General features: G+C 45.4%; 20 protein-coding genes. 13 read left to right on the top strand and 7 right to left on the bottom strand.

Annotated features, from left to right (window positions below; translation table 11 throughout):
* Positions 1-19: 19 nt before the first annotated feature.
* From QY318_01950 to QY318_01985, 8 genes are all read left to right on the top strand, one after another.
* The gene (locus QY318_01950) at positions 20-1063 is read left to right on the top strand and encodes a helix-turn-helix domain-containing protein (protein WKZ31504.1); all 1044 of its coding nucleotides are present in this window, start codon (positions 20-22) and stop codon (positions 1061-1063) included.
* Between the two features lie 21 nt (positions 1064-1084).
* Positions 1085-2851, top strand: a complete 1767-nt coding sequence (dnaG, locus tag QY318_01955) for a DNA primase (GenBank protein ID WKZ31505.1) — start codon at positions 1085-1087, stop codon at positions 2849-2851.
* On the top strand, positions 2818-3840 hold the full coding sequence (locus QY318_01960) for a class I SAM-dependent methyltransferase (GenBank protein ID WKZ31506.1): 1023 nt from the start codon (positions 2818-2820) through the stop codon (positions 3838-3840). Before dnaG ends, QY318_01960 begins: the two co-directional genes overlap by 34 nt.
* Positions 3841-3847: 7 nt before the next feature.
* Positions 3848-4606, top strand: a complete 759-nt coding sequence (gene rsmA / locus QY318_01965) for a 16S rRNA (adenine(1518)-N(6)/adenine(1519)-N(6))-dimethyltransferase RsmA (protein ID WKZ31507.1) — start codon at positions 3848-3850, stop codon at positions 4604-4606.
* 62 nt (positions 4607-4668) lie between these two features.
* Entirely contained in the window at positions 4669-5127 is a 459-nt protein-coding gene (locus QY318_01970) for a hypothetical protein (protein WKZ31508.1), read from the top strand.
* Complete coding sequence (locus QY318_01975; protein WKZ31509.1) at positions 5120-6403, top strand: MraY family glycosyltransferase; 1284 nt, start codon at positions 5120-5122, stop codon at positions 6401-6403. The genes QY318_01970 and QY318_01975 overlap by 8 nt, the downstream gene beginning before the upstream one ends.
* Before the next feature lie 442 nt (positions 6404-6845).
* Positions 6846-7607 (top strand): PEGA domain-containing protein, encoded by a 762-nt coding sequence (locus tag QY318_01980; GenBank protein ID WKZ31510.1) that lies wholly within the window; start codon positions 6846-6848, stop codon positions 7605-7607.
* Entirely contained in the window at positions 7608-10646 is a 3039-nt protein-coding gene (locus QY318_01985) for a DUF4012 domain-containing protein (protein ID WKZ31511.1), read from the top strand. It begins immediately after the preceding gene.
* Between the two features lie 69 nt (positions 10647-10715).
* On the opposite strand, the gene QY318_01990 is transcribed toward QY318_01985, so the two are convergent.
* Positions 10716-11090 carry a hypothetical protein gene (locus QY318_01990; protein ID WKZ31512.1) on the bottom strand — a complete coding sequence of 125 codons (375 nt, stop codon included), beginning with the start codon at positions 11088-11090 and terminating at the stop codon, positions 10716-10718.
* A 32-nt stretch (positions 11091-11122) separates the two neighbouring features.
* Here QY318_01990 and rpoD point away from each other — a divergent pair, with 32 nt between their 5' ends.
* Positions 11123-12217 (top strand): RNA polymerase sigma factor RpoD, encoded by a 1095-nt coding sequence (gene rpoD / locus QY318_01995; GenBank protein WKZ31513.1) that lies wholly within the window; start codon positions 11123-11125, stop codon positions 12215-12217.
* A 383-nt stretch (positions 12218-12600) separates the two neighbouring features.
* On the opposite strand, the gene QY318_02000 is transcribed toward rpoD, so the two are convergent.
* The 4 genes from QY318_02000 to QY318_02015 form a co-directional block, all read right to left on the bottom strand.
* A complete protein-coding gene (locus tag QY318_02000) occupies positions 12601-12873 on the bottom strand; it encodes a hypothetical protein (GenBank protein ID WKZ31514.1) in 273 nt (90 codons plus the stop codon).
* On the bottom strand, positions 12866-13474 hold the full coding sequence (locus tag QY318_02005) for a hypothetical protein (protein ID WKZ31515.1): 609 nt from the start codon (positions 13472-13474) through the stop codon (positions 12866-12868). Before QY318_02005 ends, QY318_02000 begins: the two co-directional genes overlap by 8 nt.
* Entirely contained in the window at positions 13474-14094 is a 621-nt protein-coding gene (locus tag QY318_02010) for a hypothetical protein (protein WKZ31516.1), read from the bottom strand. Before QY318_02010 ends, QY318_02005 begins: the two co-directional genes overlap by 1 nt.
* Before the next feature lie 372 nt (positions 14095-14466).
* Positions 14467-15402 (bottom strand): hypothetical protein, encoded by a 936-nt coding sequence (locus QY318_02015; protein WKZ31517.1) that lies wholly within the window; start codon positions 15400-15402, stop codon positions 14467-14469.
* Between the two features lie 183 nt (positions 15403-15585).
* Here QY318_02015 and QY318_02020 point away from each other — a divergent pair, with 183 nt between their 5' ends.
* Positions 15586-17358 (top strand): class I tRNA ligase family protein, encoded by a 1773-nt coding sequence (locus QY318_02020; protein WKZ31574.1) that lies wholly within the window; start codon positions 15586-15588, stop codon positions 17356-17358.
* Between the two features lie 5 nt (positions 17359-17363).
* On the opposite strand, the gene QY318_02025 is transcribed toward QY318_02020, so the two are convergent.
* Both QY318_02025 and QY318_02030 read right to left on the bottom strand, forming a co-directional pair.
* Entirely contained in the window at positions 17364-18014 is a 651-nt protein-coding gene (locus tag QY318_02025) for a hypothetical protein (protein WKZ31518.1), read from the bottom strand.
* Positions 18015-18076: 62 nt separating this feature from the next.
* Positions 18077-20407 carry a valine--tRNA ligase gene (locus tag QY318_02030; GenBank protein WKZ31519.1) on the bottom strand — a complete coding sequence of 777 codons (2331 nt, stop codon included), beginning with the start codon at positions 20405-20407 and terminating at the stop codon, positions 18077-18079.
* A gap of 879 nt (positions 20408-21286) precedes the next feature.
* On the opposite strand from QY318_02030, the gene QY318_02035 reads away from it, so the two are divergent.
* The 3 genes from QY318_02035 (at position 21287) to QY318_02045 (ending at position 25684) form a co-directional block, all read left to right on the top strand.
* Complete coding sequence (locus QY318_02035) at positions 21287-22249, top strand: hypothetical protein (protein ID WKZ31520.1); 963 nt, start codon at positions 21287-21289, stop codon at positions 22247-22249.
* Positions 22250-22338: 89 nt separating this feature from the next.
* Entirely contained in the window at positions 22339-23193 is an 855-nt protein-coding gene (locus QY318_02040) for a hypothetical protein (protein WKZ31521.1), read from the top strand.
* A 316-nt stretch (positions 23194-23509) separates the two neighbouring features.
* The gene (locus tag QY318_02045; GenBank protein ID WKZ31522.1) at positions 23510-25684 is read left to right on the top strand and encodes a ribonuclease J; all 2175 of its coding nucleotides are present in this window, start codon (positions 23510-23512) and stop codon (positions 25682-25684) included.
* The last annotated feature ends 59 nt before the right edge of the window (positions 25685-25743 follow it).

A 25743-nucleotide genomic window follows, 5' to 3' on the forward strand; every position in this document is an offset into this window, starting at 1 on the left:
ATATTAGAATAGATGAAATATGAAATTAAGAAAAAAGACCAAAATTAGAGAGCCGAAAAAACCGGCAGCGCCAATAAGCACTGCCAATATGCTCACCGCAGGCCAGGTGCTTAAATCGCGCCGTAAAGAGCTTCGATTAAGCATTGACCGCGTCTCCGCCGAGACCAAGATTCAGAAGCGATATATTGAGATCATCGAGGCCGATGATTATGACCAGCTCGAGAGCACTGTATTCATCTCTGGATTCATTAAAATCTATGCCGAATACCTCTCTCTTAATGTAGATAAAGTGCTCGCCCTCTACAGACGAAACAGCAGCACCAAGGCTGACCAGGCAAAGAAAGCAGCAAAAGAGGTCGAGACGCAAAGCCTGAAGGATTATCTCACCCCGCAGACATTAGTGCTGCTTCTGGTTGCCGCGACAATCGTTGGCTTGTTCAGCTATATCGGGGTGCAATTTTATAGATTCCAAAAAGAGCCATACCTGATAATCGCCTCCCCTACCGAGCTTACATTTGAGACCACAGATGAGATCCTACTTATCAAAGGTCAAACAGAGAGTGGAACTATACTTACCGTAAATGAAGATACTGTACCTTTGGATGATCAGGACAAATTCGAGTATGAGTACGATCTGCAAGAAGGCAACAACACCATCATCGTAAAAGCAGTTAGGAATAACAATAAGCGAAGCGAGACCCTCAAGGTGCTTGAGGTAAAATATATCACAGAGGAAGAGGCAGCACAGCAGGCAGAAGAAAACCCTCCACCCGAAGAGGCGCCACCACCAGCTACCGAGTACAAGCTGAAGGTCGAAGTGGTCGACGACGAGGCTTGGATCAAAATCGTGGTTGATGATACTCAGCAGTATGCCCAGATCCTGCCTCCTGGCTTTAGCGAAGAGTTCACTGTAAAATCCAGCTTCGAGGTGATCTCCGGCCGCCCGACCATTACCAATGTATATGTAAATGGTGAAGCGCGAGAGATGGTACTCGACTCTGAGTCGGGGACTGCCAAATTGAACTGCTCAATTAGTGGAGATACTTTATCTTGCCAAGACTAGATTAAGCGTAGATAAGAGTAGATGGATAATCGAGATACAATAGAGCTGGTAAAAAGCAAAGCAGATATTGTCGCTGTCGTAGAGCGATACGTGAAATTAAGACAGATGGGGAAAAATTATGGAGCCCCCTGCCCTTTCCACCAAGAGAAAACCCCGTCTTTCATGGTCAGCCCCGATCTTCAGCATTACAAGTGCTTCGGCTGTGGCGAGTCTGGTGACGTCATCAGCTTTGTCCAGAAAATTGAGAATATAGAATTCTTCGAGGCGCTCCAGAAGTTGGCCAAGGAGGTCGGCGTAGAGATCACCACCCACCAGAAAAACAGCAAGTATGCCAAGCTCGAGGAGCTCAACGAGATCGCTACACAGTTTTACCAACAGCAGCTTGAGTCAGTTAATGGCAAGAAGGCCAAAGAGTACTTCGTAAAGCGCGGGCTTGATCATAGCGAGGCAAAGAAATTTCAGGTTGGATATGCTTATGGGCGCGATACTTTGCTGGGGAAATTACGCGCGTCCAAATATAGCAATGCCGATCTGGCCGCATCGGGTCTGTTTACTGATAAAAGTGGGCGATTAAAAGACAGGTTTATCAATCGCCTAATGTTTCCAATCAAATCCTCTACCGGCAAGGTGATTGCATTCTCTGGGAGACAGCTCCCGGGCGATGATTTCGGGCCAAAGTATCTCAACTCTCCAGAGACAGCGATATTCCATAAGCGGGAGACTGTTTTCGGGATATTTGAGAGCAAGAACTATATGCGAAAAGAAGATCTATGCGTCATGGTTGAAGGGCAGATGGATGTGATCTCTGCTCATAAAATCGGGCTAAATTACTGCGTTGCCCCACTTGGGACGGGGCTCACACTCCAGCAGCTCGAGCTGATATCGCGCTACACTAAAAATATTTTGTTCTTTTTTGATAATGATACCGCTGGGCACAAAGCTGTTGAGCGTGGATTTGAGCTTGCCTCCCCTCTTGGCCTCAACCTGTTTGCGATGATTGCACCGAAGCCATACAAGGATATCGACGAGTTTATTCAATCCGAGCCAGAGAAGGTTGTAAAGCTGGTCAAACCGAAGGTTGATGCATTCACATTCCTCATCTCGCAGCAGCTGAGCCGACTTGATACCACTGGACTGAAGGGACGCGAGGAGTTTATAAGCTACTGCGAAGGGCTGCTAACTTTTGTTACCGATAAGCGGAAAGGTGAATATTACAGGCAGAAAGTAAAGAAACTATCAGGAATCTCGGTCGATGGTAGTGCAGAGAATGTGAAGCCTGCAGATGATGCTCCACAGGCCGCCACAGGCAAAGTTGAGCAATCGGTACTCTCGCGCGAGGAGTATCTGGTCAGCCAAGCATTGGTGCAAAAGTTTGACGAATCATTCCGAAAGATGGACAAGAAATATTTCACCAAGCCGGCGCTTAAAGAGTTGATTGAACTGATACAAGGCTCATTGGAAGCCGATGCGGACCTGGATGTGAAAGCAATATATGAGTCTGATGAGACGCCAGCAGAGGTAGTCGCCGAGCTAGAGAGAATCTACTTCTCACCTGAGCTGGCGAGTGCGAGACTTGTCGACAAACAGGAGCTAAACAATATCTATCGCCTAGTCAGGATCGGATACTACGAGCGAGTGCGAAACCATTACCGCAAGCAGCAGGCAATCGCAGAGGAGGCTGGTGACACCAATACAGCAGATCGATTTACTGATAAAATAATCCAGGTAACAAGTAATATTAGGGAGCTTGAGGAGTGGCAGAAGAATTCAACACCGAAGAAGAAGTAAACGGTCGACAGGGCGACGCTGTTATAGATGATGTTTCCGACTCTACAGACAGCAAGGCAGATGTAGCAGAGTACGACAAGTACAATTACGACTATAAAGAGTATTGGCAAGGTCGCGAGTATGAGAATCTCGCAGAAGACTCAGCTCTATCGCGGCTTCTCAAGAAAGTCCGCGGCAAACGAATCGTAGACATCGGTGGCTCATATGGGCGACTGCTTCCGATCTACTATGACAAATTCGAGCAGCCAGTAATTCTCGACTATTCATTAAATACTCTACTTAAATATGAGAAAGGTATCCTTGAAAAATACCCCAACACAAAGCTGGTCGCGGCAAACGTTTACCATCTGCCATTTCGGGAAAATTCTTTTGATGGCGCCCTGATGGTCAGAGTTCTGCACCACGTCAATGACCCAGAGATCTATTACGAGGAGCTCGCGGAAATAATGGCCGACAAGGGGATTTATGTACAGGAATTCGCAAACAAGATTCACCTCAAGGCACGACTAAAGTGGATGTTGAAAGGGCAATTTAAAATGCTTGGCGAAGAGCCGTATGAGCAGCCCACACAGGAGAGCTTCGAAGGAAGCGATAAGGCAAAGAAAGATGGAGGCATTTTCATGAACTTTCATCCAAATCATATTAAGGAGATGCTGAGAGATGTCGACTTCAAGATTGTCGGCAAAAGTAGCAGCTCATTTTTGCGTGTACCCAAGCTAAAGAAGATGTTACCTCTGAGCATGATGATGGGTCTAGAGAAGGCAGCACAGCTCATTATCGGAGGCACCAATATTGCTCCAAGTGTTTTCTACAAAGCACGAATGGAGAAAGAGGCAGAAAAGAACAATCTAGAGAAAAGTTTTAATGAAATCCTCGTATGTCCAGAATGCAAAGGAGAGTTGCAGTTTGAGCTTGACCAGGCTCGCTGCTCCAAATGCGGTATGGAGTACAAGAAGCATTCGACTGTTTGGGATTTTAGAGTAAGCTAAAGCCAAAATGCAAAGCATTACACCCAATAAATCGCTCGGACAGAACTTTTTCACAAACGCATCGCTTGCCAGAAAGATTGTAGATATTGTAGTCGAGAGTGACCCAAGCCATATCATTGAGATCGGGCCCGGGCCAGGCACATTTACCAATCTGCTCGCCGAACGAGCCCAGGTGATTGCGATAGAGAAGGATCATCAATTTGAGATGGTGCTGAGTCAGATTGATAACTTAGAGGTGCTGTATCAAGATATCCTAGAGACTGATTTTCATGAAATTTTAATGAAATGGGAACTCGAGGCTGAGAAAGTTGTGATTTTTGGATCCCTACCCTACAACATCTCTAAACGGATTATCGCCAACAATTTAAGGTCTAGTCTAATACAAAACCAGTACTACATTATTCAGAAAGAGGTCGCTGAGAAATATATTGCGAATGCCCCACAAAATAATATCCTCTCTTTAACCTCAGAGGTGTACTCACAATGCAACAAACTCTTTGATATTAGCCCAGGCTCCTTCAACCCACCGCCAAAAGTCACCAGCAGCTTCATTAAATTTACATTAAACGCAACAGGTGAAATTCATGAAAATGCCGAGGAGCTTTGCAAATTCATTAGCAGCTCATTCTCCCACCCGCGCAAAACATTAAACAACAACCTTAAAAACTATTCAGAAGAGATTCATGACAAAGAGCTACTACAGATGCGACCCTCTCAACTTACCCTCGACCAGTATGTAGAATTATTCAATCAGTTGAAAAGATAATCCAGACCGACTAAACTACCAGACAAGCAAACCTTTAAGAGATATTTGATATAATCGCCCAAATGTTTAGGAAAGAAGAAGAACAACCGCAATACGACCTCGGACTTAAACAGCCCAAGACAAACGCACTCAGACAGTACCGCCAGAAGATTATGTTAAAGCTCAGATTCCTCGAGACCAAAGGATATCTGCGCAGTCCTTATCCATGGTTCTTTATATTTCTCTCGATTGCTTTAATAGCTGTGCAGGTCTACTGGATATACTATGCCCTTCCGGAAATGCCTTCGCAGGTGCCAATCTACCTAAATCAGCGAGATCTCGCAGAAAGACTTGCCCCAAAGATGCATATCTACATATTCCCAATCTTTTCTGGAATTATCTTTGTAGCTTCATTTATAGTAACCTCCAAGTTCTATTATCTTATCAAGATTTTATCTAACTACACTTTTGTCATAGCAATCCTCTCAATCACAATGCTAACGCTCGGCCTATTCCAGATAATCGCATACTACAATGTATAACGATCAGATAACCGAAATAGCCCAATCACTCATTCTTCAGTTCCAGCACCCACAGATTCCAGTCGAATATGCCCGTTATCTCCAGTACGCACTTTTCTTCATAATCCCTTGCCTACTTGCTCTCGTCCTCACCCCTATCATCGGCAAGATTGCCAACGACCTAGATATTCGCAACGATACAAAAACATTCACGAAAAATAAGCTCAATCGATATGAAAATAACTCCAGAAGGGTTAAGAAGACTCGGATCCCACTGCTAGGAGGGCTTGCGGTTATTCTCCCGCTCCTGGTTCTAATTCCTCTATTCTTCGGATTTAATGAAATTACTATACCTATACTTATAGCAATATCTATTCTTACAATTGCTGGGATTATCGACGATATCTACAATCTTCCAGGCAGCATTCAGCTGCTCGCACAGCTAGCAGCCGCCTTCATATTTGCAGCCTCTGTAGTCAATCTTGAAGTAATCAAGATACCTTTTGATGGGTTTATCGACCTCTCCATGTACACTTGGAACGGCAATATCATGGGCTTGCCATGGGAATTCGTGTTCCCGGGAGATCTGATCGCAATGTTTTGGGTAGTTGTAGCTATCAATGCTATTAAATGGGTATCGGGATTAGACGCGCTCATGGAGTCAAATCTGATAGTAGGCTTCTTTATGATATTTATCATTGCTGCGCGTGGTGAGGCTGCACTAGTGCTCCTGCTCAGCGCCATGCTCACAGGTGGGCTTGCCGGATTTACCTTCTACAACTTCCCACCCGCCAAGATTATGTCGGCCGCCACTGGCAAGACTGTATACGGCTTCTTGGTCGCTGCCCTAGCACTGCTTAACGACACTAAGCTCGCAATTACGATTTTGATAATGCTGCTGCCACTGGTCGACTTCCTATTTGTCGTAACCAAGAGGTTTATCGTCAACCGTCCTAAATCTTTCAAGGAGACCATTCTTACACCTTTCAGACTGCTTAGAATCTCTGATACAAACCATATCCACCACCAGCTTCTTAAGCTTGGCTTCTCGACAAAGCAGATCTTGCTGCTCGAAACCAGCATCACCTTGCTGGCTGGCTCTATCGCGGTGCTCACGACAGAGGCGTATAGGCTGTTCTTTATCCTCGTGGGTGGTACTTTAATGCTGCTTTTCCTTACCATTCTTCATGTGAAGACTTCGAAGATCCAGAAGCCGGTCGAGGAGAAAGAGGACAAGCCGGAAAAGAGACCACCTGAGCCTCCAAAGGGATCCCCGGAGTCGCGGTATTCTTATTGATTTGTCATGTGTGCTCTCTCACTGTGAGCTTGGGTCGAGCTATACAAATGCCAAGCTCAACGTTCGTTCGCACACATGACAAATCAGCCGCAAGCCTGAGGAAGAAGTTTGCCATTTATTAATCAGCTATGCAGTATTATCCGCACGGATTGATACATATTCTCAGGTAGGCTTCTTTATAAGACTACGAGACTTGGACTCATTTATAAGTAATTTCTTTGAGCTGGCTGGCTCTCGAAAAGAGCATTGGGTTCATCAATAATGTCAGAGGCTCGACATGAACCCACCGCGAGTTGAGAGTGAACAATACTTAAGATAAATATATACTCAGGTAGGCTTCTTTATAAGACTACGAGATTTGGACTCATTTATAAGTAATTTCTTTGAGCTGGCTGGCTCTCGAAAAGAGCATTGGGTTCATCAATAATGTCAGAGGCTCGACATGAACCCACCGCGAGTTGAGAGAGCCAGCCAGCTCATATATAATGAACCGATGAAAAAATATCTGCCACTACTAATAATTGTAATAGTCGTGACGCTGTTCCTATCCGTGGTCCTCTTCACAAGGTCGCAGGAGTCACTATTAAAGAACCTCCCTTATTTCAAAGAGTCTTATAAAAACACATCTTTATCGATCACATCGCGAAATGGCGTTGCCGATATTATGATAAACGACAAAGAGTATGGTGAGACCCCGCTGGCGATTGAAGAGCTAACAGAGGGCAGGTATGAGGTAATCCTAGAAAAGAAAAGCTCAGAAGATGACAGCTCATTTTATGAGCCGATTGCACTATTCTTGGATTTATACAGGAATACTGAGGCTATCATCGATCTAGAGATTGCACCGGGTGGTTACAAGGCAGGATATGTACTTTACTACACTCCCGCACCACAAGCTGAGGCACAGACAGGATTTATTACTGTGGAATCAAACAGCTCTAAGAGCAGAATGCTGCTAGATGGAGATTATTATAGCGACCTCCCGATCTCAGTTGATGAGCTCGAGGAGGGTGAGTATAAAATGAAAATTGAATCAACAGGGTATGAATCTGTTGAAGTTCCTATTATTATCAGACAGGGATACAATCTGAATGTAAGTACATTTCTACTACCTATCCCAACTAATTTAGAGAAGCCTGCCCAGCCAGAAAGCGAGAATAGCGACTCGGATGCTGAAGCGCAGGATGAAGGAGGTGCCGAGTAAATGGCAAAAGATGAATTTAAACATGTAAAAACTTCTACGCTAATCTCTGTGGTTATTCACGGGGCAAATGACTTCGGATACAAGCTTTCTCGAACATTGGCCGAGCAAGGCAGCAGGGTTATTGTCGTTGATAATTTCAATAAAGATAGCAAAAACTGGGTCACCAAGCTGAAGCGACTCGAGAGGTGCGATTTCGTAGACTTCCAGGGTATTGAAGAGCTTTTCACAACACTTGGGCGATTCGATTATCTCTTCTACCTGCAGAATCAGTATCTAAATAACACAACCGAATTCAATAGCACACAGTTCCTTGCCGAATCAAACAACCTAAACATAGTACTCAAGAATGCCCAAAAATATAAGGCAAAGGTGAGTCTTGTCACAACTGTGCACTTTAACAAGATTGCAATTGAAAATAGCTTCCGTAACAAAGATTACCATCCATCCCCCTACTCCGCCGAGGAGATTCAGAAATATTCCGAGACGGTCACCGCTGAATTTCACGATAAATCAAAGTTGAATGTAAGAATCTTGCGGCTCGGTGCTCTCTTGGGTGACAAATATCATACAACCGAGGATAAAGAGCTAAGCACATTAATCCATGAAGGTGTAACTAAATCTGAGATCGTAATCCAGGGCGAAGGACTGACAAACCATTACCTTGTACACCCAGAGGATGCCGTTTACGGCATTTTGAAGCTTACCTTCACCGGAGAGACCAATGGTGAGGTTATCACATTGGCACAGGAGAGACCACTTACCACTCTTTCGATTGCATATAAGCTGCTTGAATTAAATGTCTCTGCGACGAAGATCAAATTTGCCAAGTCAAAAGATAACGATTTTCTATTCCAGGAGATATACACACCTGCACCATTCGCTACTGAGTATGGATGGTCTGCTCAAAGAACAATTGATGAATCATTTACAGAGGCAATTAAAGCCCTCTACAAAGCCGAGAATAAGAAATGGGATATTGAGAAAGATAGAGAGATCGAGATCGAAAGCGCCGCCGAGGCCGACAAGATAAAAACTAAGCATACTGCTAAGGTTGAGAAGACATCATTGGGTCGATTTTTCGACAAGATACTCTCTCCATTTCGAGCCCTATTTGCCAAGATTGGTGGCAATGAGCTGGATGTTTTCAACTTCCGCAATATAGCTTTCTTCACAGTCGGAGTGATTCTACTAGGCTTGGTGTCATACTTCTTTATAACTCCAGTCGCTGTGTTAGGCATCGACGGCTACCGTATCGCCAGAAATACTAAGCAGACCTATGCACAGATTCAGGAATTAGACTTCGAAGGCGCAGAGGAGACTGTTAACTCTATGAGCAACGACTTTGAGCGCGTGGAAACAAGCACTAAGAGGCTTGAATGGGTATTTATAGTAACGCGACAGGAAGAGCTGTATAAAAATGTAAATCAACTACTATTTGCGACAGGCTATGCACTGCAGGGAGCTGAAGATATGGTCTCGGCATTGGAGCCGTTTGCCATGTATATGAAAGAGTTTGAGCCAGCGGTTTCGTTTGGCGGAGAGAATAGAACCAACCCGGTCGAATATACCCAGTATCTAGAGCAGATGAAAGAGAACAGGTCTAAGCTCGAGACAGCCTCATACAACCTCACTCTGGCATCTAGTATCGTAGATTCTCTTGAGATACAGGAATTTCCAAAGGCAATCCAGCCAAGAGTCGCCGAATTGAAATCAATGAACCGCGAGGCAAGCGAACTAATTACCCCATTCCAGAAGACATTGATCTTCTTGCCAGAGCTGCTTGGCAGTGAAGGAAGACAGCGATACCTAATACTGCTACAAAATCCTTCAGAGCTCCGCTCAACTGGTGGATGGCTTTCAAGCTATGCAATCCTCGGGATCGAGAACGGTCAGGTAAGGCAGCTAGATGTCGATGACATCTACAATCTGGATGGTCAGCTATCGCTCGCAGATAAGAGCTACAGCGCCCCAGAAGATATGCAAGAGGCTCTCGACATCGATGAATGGAGCATGTCCACCTCAAACTGGAGTCCTCACTTCCCCACTACAGCTGAAAATGCCAAGTTTTTCATCCAGGAATCTGGCAAAGCATATGAAGTTGATGGTGTAATCGCACTAGACGTTACATTTATACAGATGCTTCTGGAGAAATGGGGAGGAATTGAGGTACAGGGAGAAGATGAAGAGGTCACAGCTGACAACCTCTATTCGAAGATTTTTGCAATCCACGATGAGTTCACGCCGGGATCAAGGCAGAAGGCAACATTTATCGCTAACTTGGCAGATGCAGTGCTGAAGAAAGTGATCTCATCGGGCTCAGATGGATACCGAGATATGTCAGAAGTATTCCTGCAGGCATTAGATCAGAAAAATATCTTGATCACCTTGAATAACCGCGAGGCCAACCAATATTTCTCTGACCAGGGCTGGAGCGGCACAATTACCGAGGGGTATGTGGGCACACCGATCCCTGTCGAGTGGAACTGGGGAGCCAACAAGGCCAACCTCTATCTGGAGAAAACCCACTCGCTAAATATGGATATTAAAAATGAAGACACTGTTAACTATACATATGTACTGGCGGTGAAGAACGAGTCAGAAGAGGATAAGTATCCAGAGGGTGAGTATCGAAATTGGTTTAGGGTGTATCTACCTGAGAATGCCGACGTTAAGAGCGTGATTGGCTTTGACGACGACGATTACACCGTATACCTAGAGGATAGATTTACGGTGGTCGCGGGCTGGTTTACTACCGAAATTCAATCAACAAACCAGGTGGAAGTTAACTACACACTAACCCGCGATGAAAGCTCAACCGACCCATTCCCGATAAATATAGCAAACAACAGTATCAGTACCGAGATCAAGCTGTATAAACAGCCTGGGATATTCGATGATGTATACCAGCTAGACGTAAGCTACCCTGACACTTGGGCAATTATTGAAAATGGTGATATGCAGGAGGGAGTCTCTAAGCTGAGCAATAGATATGAACTGGAGAGCGACATTGAGGTAGATCTACTGTGGGAGTACCGTTAAGCTCTTGAATTTGGGAATTCTGAGAACTTTGACAAGTCTGGGATCGCGTGGAAATGGCGCTAAAGGATATTAGAAGCTAACTGCCCTATCGATCTCTTCGAGCTGTGCAAAAAGATCTAGCACCTCGTCACTTGAGATTTTGGGGAGCTTGGCAAATCGGCCAATCTCGTCAATTAGTAGATCGCAATTAACAGGAACTCGGCTGCTCATGCCCATCGGCCTAATAAACGTGGCAATATGATTAGATTTACAATTGCTGCACGAGAAGTGTATAATACTCGAGAAATTTGACTCCTGAACAATATGAACATCGTCAGTACCATATTCAGTACCGCACCTGTCACAGAATTTCGCAACCGTATCTATAAAGTATTTCTTTTTACTATTGGAGGCAGAACCATTTAAGTTGTTACTATTTTTGTGGGTCTTATCGTTATTTTCCATACTATTTAAAATTATATCATAGAGAGGTTAATATGCAGCAAAGAAAAAAAGAGGAAGTAATCAAGCAGCTACTGGTCAAAGGAAGAGACCAGGGTTTCTTAACTCAGGATGATATCCTGATGGAGGTTCCTCATGCTGAAGATGATCTTGAGCTCCTCGACGAGATTTTCACATTGCTACAAGATGAGTCGATAGCCGTCCTCGAAGGCGAAGAGGTCCAGGAGACCAGCCGCGACGAGGAGACATTAACACTCGAGAAGAAGATCCGTATCCTCAAGACAATCCAATCAACCATCTCAACCGACGCAATCCGCTCATACCTGCATGAGATCGGCAAGATCCCTCTATTGACCGCTGAAGAAGAGGTTATCCTAGCCAAGAGAATCGAAGCCGGCGACAGGGAGGCAACCCAATTGCTGATCACAGCCAACCTCCGATTGGTAGTGAGCATCGCCAAGAAATATGCAAAGCGTGGCCTCGAGCTACTCGACCTGATCCAGGAAGGCAACATGGGCCTGATGCGAGCCGTCGAGAAATTCAACTATAAGAAGGGCTTCAAATTCTCCACCTATGCAACTTGGTGGATCCGACAAGCTATCACCCGTGCAATCGCCGACCAGGCCCGCACGATCCGTATCCCTGTACATATGATCGAGACAATCAACAAATTCAACAAGGTTCAAGCGACTTTAACCAGCAAGCTTGGCCGCAAGCCTACAGATGACGAGATCGCCAAAGAGATGGGCATCGACCTCGCAAAGGTCGCCGAGATTAAGAAGATTTCTCAAAACCCAACCTCCCTCTCTACCCCTATCGGCGAGGATAAGGAAAACGAGCTTGCAGACATTTTGTCAGATGACTGGTCAAAATCACCTGAGCAGATAGCAACTACCGAGTACCTCCGAAACCAGATGAAGCTTATCTTGGACACTCTCCAAGATCGTGAGCGCCGAGTGTTGTCTTTGCGATTTGGTCTGGATGATGGTGTGACTCGAACCTTGGAAGAGGTTGGCCGCGAGTTCGGTGTAACTCGTGAGCGTATTCGTCAGATCGAAGCAAAAGCCCTGAAGAAGCTTAAAGAGAGGTCTATGCAGAAGCAGTTGGAGGATTATATATCTATCGATTAGGTTTCCTGATTTTCTCGCTCGAGGTGAGCTTGGGTCGAAATATAAATGCCAAGCTCAATTCTCGCTCTAAATTCAGGAAACCTAACATGGGTTGCAGAACGAAAAGTCTCGCTCACAAGTCACCAAAATTAGCATGCCGTTGCATAAATGGTGGCTCACTTACACAAGTAACGTGAGGGCAATGACCTCCATAGCGAAGAGGAGTAATATACACGAGACTTGGGAACCACGTCGAAGAATTCTGCTTCCACGAAGCTTCATTCGAGGTGAGCTCAATTCTCACTCACAAGACTTGTAGGTTAACAGAGGGATATACGAACAAGGTATTCATCAGTGACGTGGGGGAAGATTTTCGAGACTTTGCTCGCAACGTCGAGAAAATTTTACTCCACTTCACTTTTAAGTTCTTCGATTCTCTGCAGCGTTTCCTCTTCAATCTTCAGAAGATCCTCTGGGGGGACCTCTAAATTATCCGTTCTGGTTTCAATCTCGTCCAAGATTTCCGAGTCGAAGCTGCTGCTAATCGGGCGAAGCTGAGATTCAACACCCGGAGTCACCTCAACAGAAGAAACAGTATCGTACAAAGTGATTCCTGACCAGGCGATAGCCACGACTGTCAGGAGCACAATTATGAGTGTCAAAAAGACTCTATTCATAGAAGAGCGGGTCATCAATCTTATATATCAAAATCGATATAGAGGCGCGGATATTTCCATCGGAATCCTCCTCTGTCGAGTAGGTGATTTTGTCGATGATTGGGTACATTGGCATCGCCTCGATATCCTTCATGAATGGGATGATGTCTTCCTCCTTACCAATCACAGTTATGTTTGCCCTCCAGTTCTCAAGAACCACGGTCTGGATTGGAGGCTCGCGGTCGGGCTCGTCGAAGCTGATATTGTTGAGCACGAAATTATTCTTCTCGGCCAGGCCCTCAATATTGGACATAAATAGGCTAAAGTCGCCGGTGTGCGGGAAGATCAGGGTCACTTCCTTGGCTGTATCCTCGAATTGTGTAAATTGAGCATAAAGTGAGCCAATTGCATTTATCTTTGCCTCGAGCTGCTCTTTATACTGCCTTTTGGTCTTGATCTCACTCTGAACACGGATGATCGTGGCCACCGATGGGCGGATTGCGAATACGACGCAGATAATTACAACAATAAAGGTAAAGACTGTAAACCCATACACCTTCTTCTTGGAATCCTTGATGGATTCAACCTGTTCGATTATTTTTTGGTCTTTTTCAATTGCCATTAGTTTGATGCCTCCGATGGAGCTGAGGTGTCGCTTGCAGCAGCAGCGCTTTCTGCAGCCTCCTCCTGATTTATATTAAAACCAACCGAGAACTCGATCTTATTGCTTGAGCTACCCGATTTATTGAGCAACACCTTGAGACTACTCTGGTCATAATTTGGATTTTTCTTGAGCAATGATTCATAGCCTTGAACTGCCTGGAAATCATTAGCGATGAAATTCATCGACACCCTACCTCCAACATACGACATGTCCACTAATTCAACATCAGACGGCACGCTTTCTGTAATTGAAGCGACCACGGTAGAGTTTTTCTGCTGCTCGGCCGAAATCCTATTCATATCCGAGAGAAGTCTGTGCCAGTTGTTATATTTAATCTCATTATTTCTGAAGAAGTCGTCAGCAAGTGTTGCAGACATTGTGTTAACCTCGCCGGTGAGGTCGTTGTTAATGCGGTCAAACGCAAATCTGAATCCGAATACTACCAATACTATGCCTAGAACTGCGATTAGGATATATTTGCCGAAGCTAAAAAGCCACTCGTAAAGCCTCTCCCAAGAGTCCTCCGGGGTGTTTACGGGGGTGAGCAGGTTTATTGATTGTGGGACCTCATTGGCCATGTCTGGGCAGTACGAAATCTAACTATAAAAAGTATAAAGAAAAGTCGAGATTTAAACAACTATACGGGTCAGCCCTCCGCAGGGCGTCCGACCACTTCAAAGTGGTCGGACGCCCTGGTTCGTATTACGCTACTCTGGGCTGGAAAGTCGGGGTTTGTTACAATGGAATTAATAAGCTGATTAAGAATCTTAAATGGATTTAATAATAGATCACCTACTTTATTTTGCGGTAACACTTGGGATCGGCTTCGCGCTAGGCTGGAAGCTGAAACCATCAGAAAGTCACCAAAAGGAAGAGGAAAAAGTTCGGGAGTAAGCCTGATCTAGAATTGCTCGGACCCGATCGGGTCCGAGCATTAAGGTCTGAGCTAGTTACAGAGGGTTTACACCTACAGCCGGGGTGAATGTAATATCAAGACTTCTAGCTACTTCATCGCATATCGTATATCCAGGATCATCGTCACAAGACATCCAAACCCACTTAGCATCCCCATCATAAGAAATTTGGAGTGCACTCGGACCACACGGTGCTGGAACGTTCTCTCCCATAACCAAGCATGTGCCAGACATTGTTAGGTCGGAAACATAATTTGTATCCAGAGTTGCTGTTCCAATAGACTCATGTCTATGGATTATCCCTATGTTCGGATTTTGTGCTACTTCAGTCAACGCGACACCCTCGAATGAGCCACTAAAGCCTTCATACCAGACAGAGAATTTTAAATCTGTATTACCAGCGCCAAGAAGCAACTTTCCTACCTCTGGGGAGCTATCTGAGTCTGGCCCATTCTGCTGTACCACAAAGTCAGAACGGGACGAAGTAAACACTACATCATATTGACCCAATGCTTCTCCCGTGCCGAGCTCATATGTATAGAATGTATAATCATAGGCAGTAAGTTCTGGCTCATCCACCGGTGGTGTAGTTTCGTCATCTTCATCGTCCGTACTTTCATCTGTACCCTCATCTGTTGTATCCTCGTTCTCGTCTTCGTCATCCTCAACATCTACGACAATCGTGGGATTATTATCCTCTTGAGATTGCTGATACATCGTGTAACCTATGTAGCCAAGCAATCCAAGCAGAAGTAACAGAATCACCAACAATAGAACCATCATTTTCTTCTTTTTCTTAGCTTCATCATCGGTAGGTGTCTTAACATCTCCTGCTGGAGTGTTTGTATCTGCATCGAAAGCTGGAGTTTCTACAGCTGTATCCTTTACACTGTCCATCTGAGGTTTATCTGAGACTGGCGCTGCGCTATTTACAACTGTACCACCCTGCTTTGTACTCTCTTTCGGATCCATATGCTAATTAATGAAATCTTAACTACTTCATACTACGAGTTTTGAACAGAAATGTCACTCGACTGGCAGCACCTTCAAAAAAGCTCTGCAGTAATGTAAAATCACTCCTAGTAAAATATTAAATTTCCTCCCGCAGAAAATAACCATTTATCACAAGCCCCAACTACCCCGCAGAAGATATTTATAGGTGTATCCTGGCCATACGCCAGCGGCAACATCCATATGGGTCACCTCGCTGGGCAGTATGTTGTTTGCGACATATTTGCGAGATACCACAGGCTAAAAGGAAATCAGGTGTTGATGGTGTCAGGGAGTGACTGCCATGGAGCACCGGTCGAATTTAAAGCAGAAGAACAAGGAATTTCCCCAGAAGAATTGGCGCAGAAATCTCACGACACAATCCTTGATACATATAAGAGACTAGGCTTCCTATACGAGTGTTACACAAAAACCGCTACAGAAAACCATAAGGTCGTCGCACAAAATCTTTTCACGGTACTCAAAGAAAACGGATATTTAATCACCCAGACCTCGAAACAGTACTACGACCCGAAGGTTGACCGCTTCCTCCCCGACCGCTATGTCCGTGGTACATGCCCAAACTGCAAGGCAACAAACGCCCGCGGCGACGAATGCCCAGAGTGTGGCACATACCTAGAGCCAGAGCAGCTAATCGACCCATACAGCACCCTATCCGATGCCACTCCAATTATGAAAGAAACCGAGCACTTCTATGTCGACCTTAAATCGCTCGAGCCAAAACTACAAGAGTATGCAGACGCAACAAGCAAAAACTGGCGCAAATGGGTTCGCGAGTTCTCGCTTGGATGGCTAAGGCAGGGATTAGAGCCCCGCCCTATCACACGAGATACCACATACGGAGTTCCAGTACCTGTCGAGGGCTGGGAGAAGAAATCGATGTATGTCTGGTTTGAGGCAGTCATCGGCTACCTGTCAGCCGCTATCGAGTGGGCAGACAATCAGGGCGAGCCTGGCAAGTGGCAGGACTTCTGGAAAAATCCCGAGGCTAAGCACTACTACTTCATCGCAGGCGGCAATGTTCCGTTCCATACGATCATGTGGCCAGGTGAAATCATCGGCTACAACGAGAAATATCAGAATGATGCCTTATATGAAGCCAATAAGCTTCCAGGCGAGGATAGTAAAGAGCCTCTGCAGCTGCCTTTTGATGTGCCTGCGAACAATATGCTTTTCTACCGCGGCAAGAAGATGTCAAAGGGTGATGGAACAGGAATTACAGTAGATCAGATCTTGGATCTCTTTGGACCGGATGCGCTGCGGTTCTTCTTTGCGAGATATGCCCCCGAGAATCAGGACCGCGAGTTTATCTGGAAAGACTTTATTGATGCAAATAATAATGAGCTGGTTGCAAATCTTGGTAATTTCATTAACCGTACTTTGATATTTGTGGAGAGGTATTTTGAGGGTCGAGTGCCGGAAGGGAGCTTGGATGCAGAAGTCGAGAAAGCAGTTAGATCTGCATTTAATGAAGTTGGTGGTGCAATCGAGAAGGCCAAGTTTGTGAAAGCCACAGAAGAGCTCTTAGCATTGGGTTTCTTTGCAAATAAATACTTTAATGACAGCGAGCCATGGGTTGCGGTGAAAGATGACTCAAGCAAAGCCGCTCAGACCATTCACAATTGTGTACAGATTGTGAACGCGTTCCGGGTGCTGCTAAAGCCATTTACTCCATTTGCTGCTGATAAACTCTCAGATATGCTGAACTACACCAATATAAAGCGTGACCAAGAGTATATTTACGATGCCAACGCCGATCTTGAGCGAACCGGGAAAGTAAGTCACCTTATCGATACCTGGTTTGTTAAGAAAGATACCAACGATCTACCTGTCGGCCATCAGATTGGGAAGGCTGAGATCTTGTTCCCGAAGTTTGAGTATAGCGAGGAGCTAGAGAAGCAGGACAAAGGGGAATAGCAAAATCAATTCTCTATTATCGACATTTTATTAGATTGTATTCGCACTACTTTTCCAAGATTCACATGTGCGCGAACTACTCCTGTTGAACCATATATAGGCGTACTACCTTTATATCTATCACCCCAATTCTTACCTCCACAGAGTTGAAAAATAACAGCGCAATACTGTCCCTTTTCCAGTAATTTATTTAGCAAATCATCAACTCTGACAAGCGGACCATCAGTCGCACCTACTTTCAGGACAGTCGAAGGCAATCCTAAGAAACCACCAATTGAACCACCATGACCCGATACCACTAGAAGTGGCTTATCACTAGACCGTACATCTTGTTCCAGCATTCTCATAGCTTTTTCGTTAATAACTCCTTTCGGCTTAAATAAACCAACGATTATCTCTTTAACCGGCTCGCCTTGTAGATCTTGCCACATTTGATCTGCAGTATCATCTACCCTAGATATTTCACGCCTTATTATCCCATGCACTTCTGCCTCTTCGATTGGAGATCCCTTCTTTTCGATCCCAATATTAATGTAGGTTACAGGCACATCATTTACCCCGGCTAACTCAGGCAGGCGCAAACCACTCACCGTGAAAATCATAAGACCATTATATGTCTCGGCCGTAGCTCTAGTTTCAAGTTTCTGTGTGGGCATATAGGATCCACCACTCGTTTCTCCCGACATCTTTTAGATCTTTCGCAAGTTATTCTATAGTTCTACTCCCCTATCTGCTCAACCGTCAACCAACCATCCGCCAGCTCCAGTTTCTTCAGCTCCTGCCAGACAGCCTCTGTGACATACGGCATGAACGGATGCATAATTTTCATGCTCTCTTTCATTAAATGGATCATCTCTGCGAGGGCTGCAATTCGTTTATTCGACCCTATCTCTTCGTCAGCGATCTCGGTTTTGACAGCCTCGATATGCTTGTCACAATACTCACCCCAGAAATACTCGCGGATTGCCTCTGCACCGAGGTGGAATTTCATATCATCCATATATTTAATGATGCGTGTCTTATAATCCGCAAACTGCCTAAGCCGTTCGCTATCATTTTCATGGATTTCATTAATTTTTAATGAAATGGCCTCTATCTCTGAGTCATCAAGATTCATTAAAACAAACCGACTTGCATTCCAGATCTTATTAACAAAGAATCGATGCCCTTTAATCTTCTCCTCCTGAAGTGGAGTATTTGAGCCTGGCAATGCATCGCTGTAATACCACATTCTCAATGCATCAGCACCATATTTCTCGAATATCTCACCCGGCTCAACACCATTACCCTTTGATTTCGACATCTTAGTTCCATCAGGAGCCAAGATCATCCCGTGCAGAAATACCCTCGAAAAAGGCGTCTTACCTGTGCGATATATCCCGAGCATCATCATACGTGCAACCCACCAGAACAGTATGTCGTGCATAGTCTCCATAGCCTGGGTCGGATAGTACTTCTCAAAGTCATCTGCTCCTGGACCACCCAAAGTCGAGTATGGCCACTGCCCCGAGCTAAACCATGTGTCAAAGATATCTTCTTCCTGCTCCAGCAAGAGATCGTCTGCACTACCCGTCCAATCTGGATCGCCATCAGGCTTTTCTAGCCCCTTGATCAATTTCCCGCTTCCTCGAGCTTTCTCTCCAGTCTCAGCCTCATAAGCGGTCAAGCTCCTTCCTGGATTCTCCTGCATCCAGTCGTACAAAGCCTTTCCACCGCTATACCAGACAGGGATTCTTTGCCCCCACCAAAGCTGGCGCGAGATGCACCACGGCTTGATATTTTCAAAGAAATGAATCAGCGCACGCTGCTTTCCAGCCGGCATTATCGTAGTCTCACCATTGTTGATTGCTTCAATGCCCTTCTCGGCTAGCGGCTTTACATTTAGAAACCACTGGTGCGAGATAATTGGCTGAATTGTTGTACCGCATCGCTCGCAGACAGAGACCTCATGCTTAATTTTCTCCATTTTATGAAGCAACCCAAGCTCCTCAAGCTCTTTGACCAGGGCTTTTGAGCACTCAATCGTATCCATACCCTTAAATCGCTCAGGGATCGGGCCGTCCATCTTCCCTTCTTCATTTATTACATTGATAATCTCGAGCCCATGCCTCTCCCCCATCTCGAAGTCTACAGCCGCATGAGCAGGAGTCGCCTTCAACGCACCGGTACCAAATTCAGGATCGATCTCCTCATCGGCAATCAGTGGAATCTCCCGATCGGCGATCGGCAATCTAAGCATCTTTCCAACAAATTCTTTGTATCGCTCATCATCCGGATGGACAGCAACAGCCGTATCACCCAGCATCGTCTCAGGTCGCGTCGTTGCGACCATAATTCCGCGATATCCCAGCTTCTTATCGGCGGCATCATTATCAGCCTCATCGGCAAACGGATATATAATGTATGCGAAAATTCCACGCTGCTCTTCTTTGATTGTGTCTATATCGGCGAGCGCAGTTCGGTCGTACGAGCACCAGTTGATGATATATTTGCCTCGATAGATCAGCCCCTCGTCGAGCAATTTATAAAACGTATCGTAAATTATCTCAGTCAGCCTCGGGTCGAGGGTAAAGAAATCTCTGCTCCAATCGGCTGAAAGTCCTATGCGCTTCTCCTGCTCCTGAGCATTTTTCGCCGCCTCCATACAGAATTCATAGCATCGCTTATAAAACTCCTCGCGACCCAGCTCCCATTTGCTCTCGCCCTGCTTCTCAAGTATTCGCGCAAAGACAGACTCGGTCTGGATGCTGGCGTGATCTTTGCCCGGTAGCAGAAGGGTTGGATGTCCGCGCATTCGGTTAAATCGCCCCATCGCGTCCTGGAAAGAGTAACCACATGTATGGCCTAGGTGAAGATTGCCGTTGGCGTTTGGAGGTGGAAGCGGGATCGTGAAAGGCGTTTTCGGCTCCATGCCTTGCTCTTTTAATTTTTTCTCTAGCGTCTCTGGGCGGAATAGGTCGTTCTCCTCCCACATTTTATAGATTTCTGGCTCCATCGTGTTGGAGTCGAATGCTTTTGGGATCTGTTCCGCTTTATTCTGTTTTTCCACTGTTCAGTCTGTTTAATTTAATCTCTTGCAAACGGTCAAATAAAAACCGTCCTCGAAAAATAAAAAAGCATAACTCTTTTATTCTCTAAGGACGGTCTTCACCGTGGTACCACCTTATTTCCCTGCACGGTTGCCCACACAGGCTTAATGTGTACTTTGAATTCAACATACACCCTCTATTTACGGTTGAGTTTCCGCCGGACTCTACTCTCTTCTGAAGCTACAGTGTGCCTATCAGATTTCCTTCCGGACCTCGAGGGTGACAAGCCCTCTCAAGCGGTTCTCTATTTAAATTTCATGAATTATACCATATATTAGCGCAGGGATCGATCTATTAGCGGCCTCAAGTGTGCGGCGGCGTGGCGTGTTGCCATTTATATAACCCTATAGTATAATCTCGCTCAATTGATTGTAGATGTGACGAAAGTTCATCGAAAATCTGCTCTTTAATATGAGGGATCATTTTCACCTCCATCAGGCTTTATGCCTGCATAAGAAGATTTAGCGGGAATAGATAACCGTGGTTGTCTGTTTTGCTAAATCTTTTAACAACAAGGAGGTTAAACATGCAAGGATTATTCATCGCCGGCGCGGCAGCGGCCCTTTCGGGGGTTATAGTCGTCGCTGTCGGCATAATGGGTAAGTCCCGCCCATCAATATACGCGGGACTTACTCTTACAGCCCTAGGGCTTGCGGTGGCGATAGCGCTAACGCCTGCCTAGGGCTGGGGCACTCGGTTTGGGAAAATATTTTATAAAATTTCTCTTGCAAAAGAGTCTTCTTATCAAAATACAATTTCCATTCCGGGTGCCTAAACAATTTCACAAGACGAGAAACCACTTATAAACATTACCCCGTCAATAACGATATACTAAATAAATGACTACCAACAAAGTACAAAGCATAACCGACGAACAAATTTCGCCTGAAAACGACCCTTGCAATACAACAGCACAGCCTGAGGTCGATCCCATCGACTCACTAATATACAGACTTATCGACGAGGCACCGCATTATCATGGATTAGACCCTTTTACAGAGAATTACCAATACGGTTCTGATAATCCGTTTACACGATCCGAGCGGGCAAAAGCAATTCACTACAGGGTAAAAGAATGGCTGGACTATCTAGAGGAGGAGAAATTATACATTACATCAGAGGATCAGTCCTCTGCAGGCTCTTTCACATTAGTGTCGAAGCTTAAGGAGTTTGAAGGTGATAAAGAATTCGAGGCTATCCTTCTCAATACATTGGTTCGGCTTTCAGCTCAGGAAATTGACACTCTCAGCTGTGCAGATATATGGAGAAGCGATCTTTCAGCAGTGCATGAAGCAATCAAGAGATCAAGAATACTCTTCGATCAGAGAAAGGGTAATAGAACTCTCACAAAGCATGCGCTAAGAGTGGGTACAGCTATCTGCCTTGCGCTAATTCTTGCTTCATGCGCGAGTGGCGACTCACAACCAGAGTTTGACCATATAGTTTGTAGAGTTGGCGACTCCTTGGAAGATTTCTATCCAGTGCAAGGATCGGACGGGACAGTGAGTTACACATCAAGTGGGATTGAAGACCCATGGATAACATTAAGCTTTGGATCAGGCACAACTCATCCTCTTTACTTAACACCCGCTGGCAATGGCACACCACCTCTACCTCAAGGTACTAATATCGAAGGAGTGGTCGCACACAGAGGATCCACAAGTACAGACCCATTAGGAAGAATTCTTGGCTATTTGGAGTATCTATTCGATCCAAAAAAGGTCGTATTTGAGGCGACTGTTAGCCCTGATGATCCAAGCAAAAAATGTGTAGGTGTGATGATTCCACCAACTCTACCTTAACAGTACACAATCTATCAGTAATGACCACCGAAACAATTAGAGAAGAGATTAATAATAACGACTGTAACCAACTCCCCGAGAATTTGCTTATGCTTATTCAAAAATACCCACACCTCGAACAGCAGGCGATTTTAGCATCGAACAATATCCAACATTTTAGATCAGACGACCTCGGCACGGTGCACCAAGAATTCAATGACCATGCAGAGAGACACAAAGCTATAGCCTACAGGACACTCGAATGGCTGGAGTACCTAGATTCAATACACGAGGGAGAGGTATTCCAAGAGCTATTTGGATTTGAAGCGGCAGAGCAATTTAGAAGTGCTTTGAGCGACCCAGATGAATCAAATATGATTGCCCTATCATTAGCAGTTATCTCCGCTATAGAGATCAATACGCTCTCGGTCTCCAATATCTGGCCGATGGATAAAAAGAAGCTTATGAGATCAGTAAGTCAATCTCGTGAAATCTACCCTCATATCGCTAAAAGTCTTGGCACATTGACAATGGTGCTATTGATAGCAGTTGCCTGTGCAACTCCATCTACACCTCCATACAATTATGTTGTTTGTAGTAACGGTTATGAGCTCACCCTTTATACACAGGGTACAGGCACGGGAACTATTGGGGGGTTTAGGCGCGAACTGACTGCACCACCAGGTACAAACCTAACATTGGGATTACCAGGTAACTCTGGATGGGTAATCGATATCTCGCCACGTGCTCCGAGTCGAGGGATAGGGCAACATTCATCCGGATTTCTCGATCTAGAAGTTAATCCAACCATTCCTAATCCCCCTAATCCCCCTAATCAGATACCCGATCTTGATGAACTTGCCGACTCTTACCTTCAACCTCCACTTATAACTTATACATCAGTTGATCCTCTAGCGATAGGAGACAGCCCTTCTAGCACATGTACTGGAATAAATGTTAGATAGTATACGACCGTAGATCACTGGTTATAACTTTCCTCGACAATGACTCAAGAGCAAAGTATAATCATCTAAGATCATTATGGAGTATCGAATAGACTTCAAGCTTATTGAGTCCACCGATTGCAACTTTAAAGTGAAGTTGCTTTGAAAGCTCATGCAAAAGCATGAATTTCCCAGACATCAATGTGAGTTACGCACAAATTCACTTCACGTGTCAGAAACTTACCACTTCTTGTAAGTGGTTATAAATTAAGGCTTGGCGAAATTGTCGCATAAGCCTACAATAAATTAATTTAGTAATTAAGAAAGAATTTTAAATATGGAAAATAGAAATAGAAGACCAGGGCAAAATGCTCCTGGCAATAGTTCCGGATATCGATCCGGAGGAAGCTCTGGGCGTAGACCCAGAAATAACTCTGGACATAGGTCCGGAGGCTCTGGCCGCAATAGGCGCCCAGACAACAACAGTAGCCGGCCAAGGCACAGCTCCTACACGAGCCGTCCCACGGAAGGCAGACCAACTGAGAATCGGTATTCAGACGATCGTCCGCGTACCTATTCCCCTAATCGAGGGAGTAATCCTCGCGGTCGTTCTAGCCGTCCACAAGGTGGCAGCGATCGAAGAGGTAGTAATCGAGGTCACTCTGGTGATAGAAACAGATCGCGTAGTTCAAACCGATCTACATCAGGCTATTCAGGCTCGCGCAACTTCCAGACCCCACGACCGGCTCACCGCCGAAACAACCCACGGGTATATGGCGAACGTAAATTCATAACTCCAAAGGTATTTATCGAGCATGAGCCAATTGCCCCTGACGATATAGAGAGCAAGCGACACCTCAAAGTGTGCACCCTCTCAGGTACAGGCGAAGTAGGTCGTAACTGTAATTTCGTAGAGTTTGGCGACGACATCATTATGATCGATGCTGGATTCTCATTCCCTGGACAAGAATTGTACGGAATCGATTACCTTATCCCAAATATCAGCTACCTACGCAAGCATAGGGATAAGATACGTGGAATTTTGATCACACACGGCCACCTAGATCACACTGGGTCACTCCCCTACATCTTGCCTGAGCTCGATTTCCCAACTATATATGGTGGGAAATTTGCAAACGCCCTGATCAAGGCTAGGTTAAAAGAATTTAATCTGGATCAGAAAGTGAAGTTTGTCGACATTGGCAGGAATACCGAGATCGAGCTTGGCAGCTTAAAGGCCAAATTCATCGGTGTGACCCACAGCATCCCAAATGCATTCTCAATCTTCGTATCCTCATCTGACGGAAATGTATTTTTCTCAGGAGACTATAAGATTGACGAGGCACCAGCCAACGAGCCGGAGACCGACTACACTGCATTGAAAGAGCTGCAAGGAAAAGTAGACCTAGCGTTGATGGAAAGCACAAATGCCGATTCAACTGGCAAGTCAAAATCTGAGCAGGAGATCGCAGGAAATCTCGAGAGAGTGATCACCGGCCACGACGGTAGAATTGTACTGGCAGCATTCTCCTCACTGGTGTCACGACTCTATTCTGTGATTAAAATCGCAGAAAAGACTGGTCGCAAAGTATTTATCTCGGGTAGAAGTATAAATCTATCTATCCAGATCGCTCGTGAGCAGGGATATATAAATGTACCCGATGGGCTGATCTTAGACGAGCGCAGGCTTTCCGAATTCCCTGATAACAAGGTGCTATTCCTTTGTACCGGCAGTCAAGGCGAAAGATATGCCGCACTAAACAGGATTTCACTTGGTGAGCATAAGTACTTCAAAGCGAAAGAGGGCGATATGGTCGTGCTTTCAGCATCGGAGATCCCATCAAATGTGGTTCAGATTGAGAAGATGACCGACCGCCTGATCAGCATGGGGGTCGTATTGATCCAGAAAGATTACGAGCAGATCCATGAGAGCGGTCACGCGCTTCAGATGGATATGCAGATGATGTACGACATGGTAAAGCCACGTGAGATCATCCCGATCCACGGCAGCCTCACCATGCGCTACAAGAATAAGCGCAACTATGTGAATTGGGGAATGCGCGACGACCAGGTGCACCTCACCAAAGATGGCCAGGTATGGATCCACACTGGAAATGGCGAAAACGGTAGCTGGAGGCGTGGCAAGCAGATCCCTTCCAAGCCGATATTGATCGACGGACTCGGTGTTGGTGATATTGGTGACGCAGTTATCAAAGATCGCCAGCAGTTAGCAGAGTACGGCATGCTCACAGTGATTATGAACCTAAGCTCGAAGAATAAGCAGCTGATTGGAAATCCCCGCTTCGTATCGAGGGGCTTCGTATATGTGAAGACATCGGGCGAGCTATTCGCCGAGGTCGAACAGATGGTTCGCGATATTCACCGCGACTGGATCGGACGGGCTGGTTCGAAAGACACTCGTGAATTGACCCGTGAAGTTGAAGATGCGATTGGGAAGCTGCTCTATAAGCGCACTGAGCGCGAGCCGATCGTGATGGCCGTAGCATTGTAAATGATTACAGGAGATGGGCTTAACGATACCAATTAAGGGTTGTTTAACCCAGCTGTGAC

This window comes from Candidatus Dojkabacteria bacterium, from assembly GCA_030583845.1.
Classification (GTDB): Bacteria; Patescibacteriota; Dojkabacteria; order SC72; family JAHDCA01.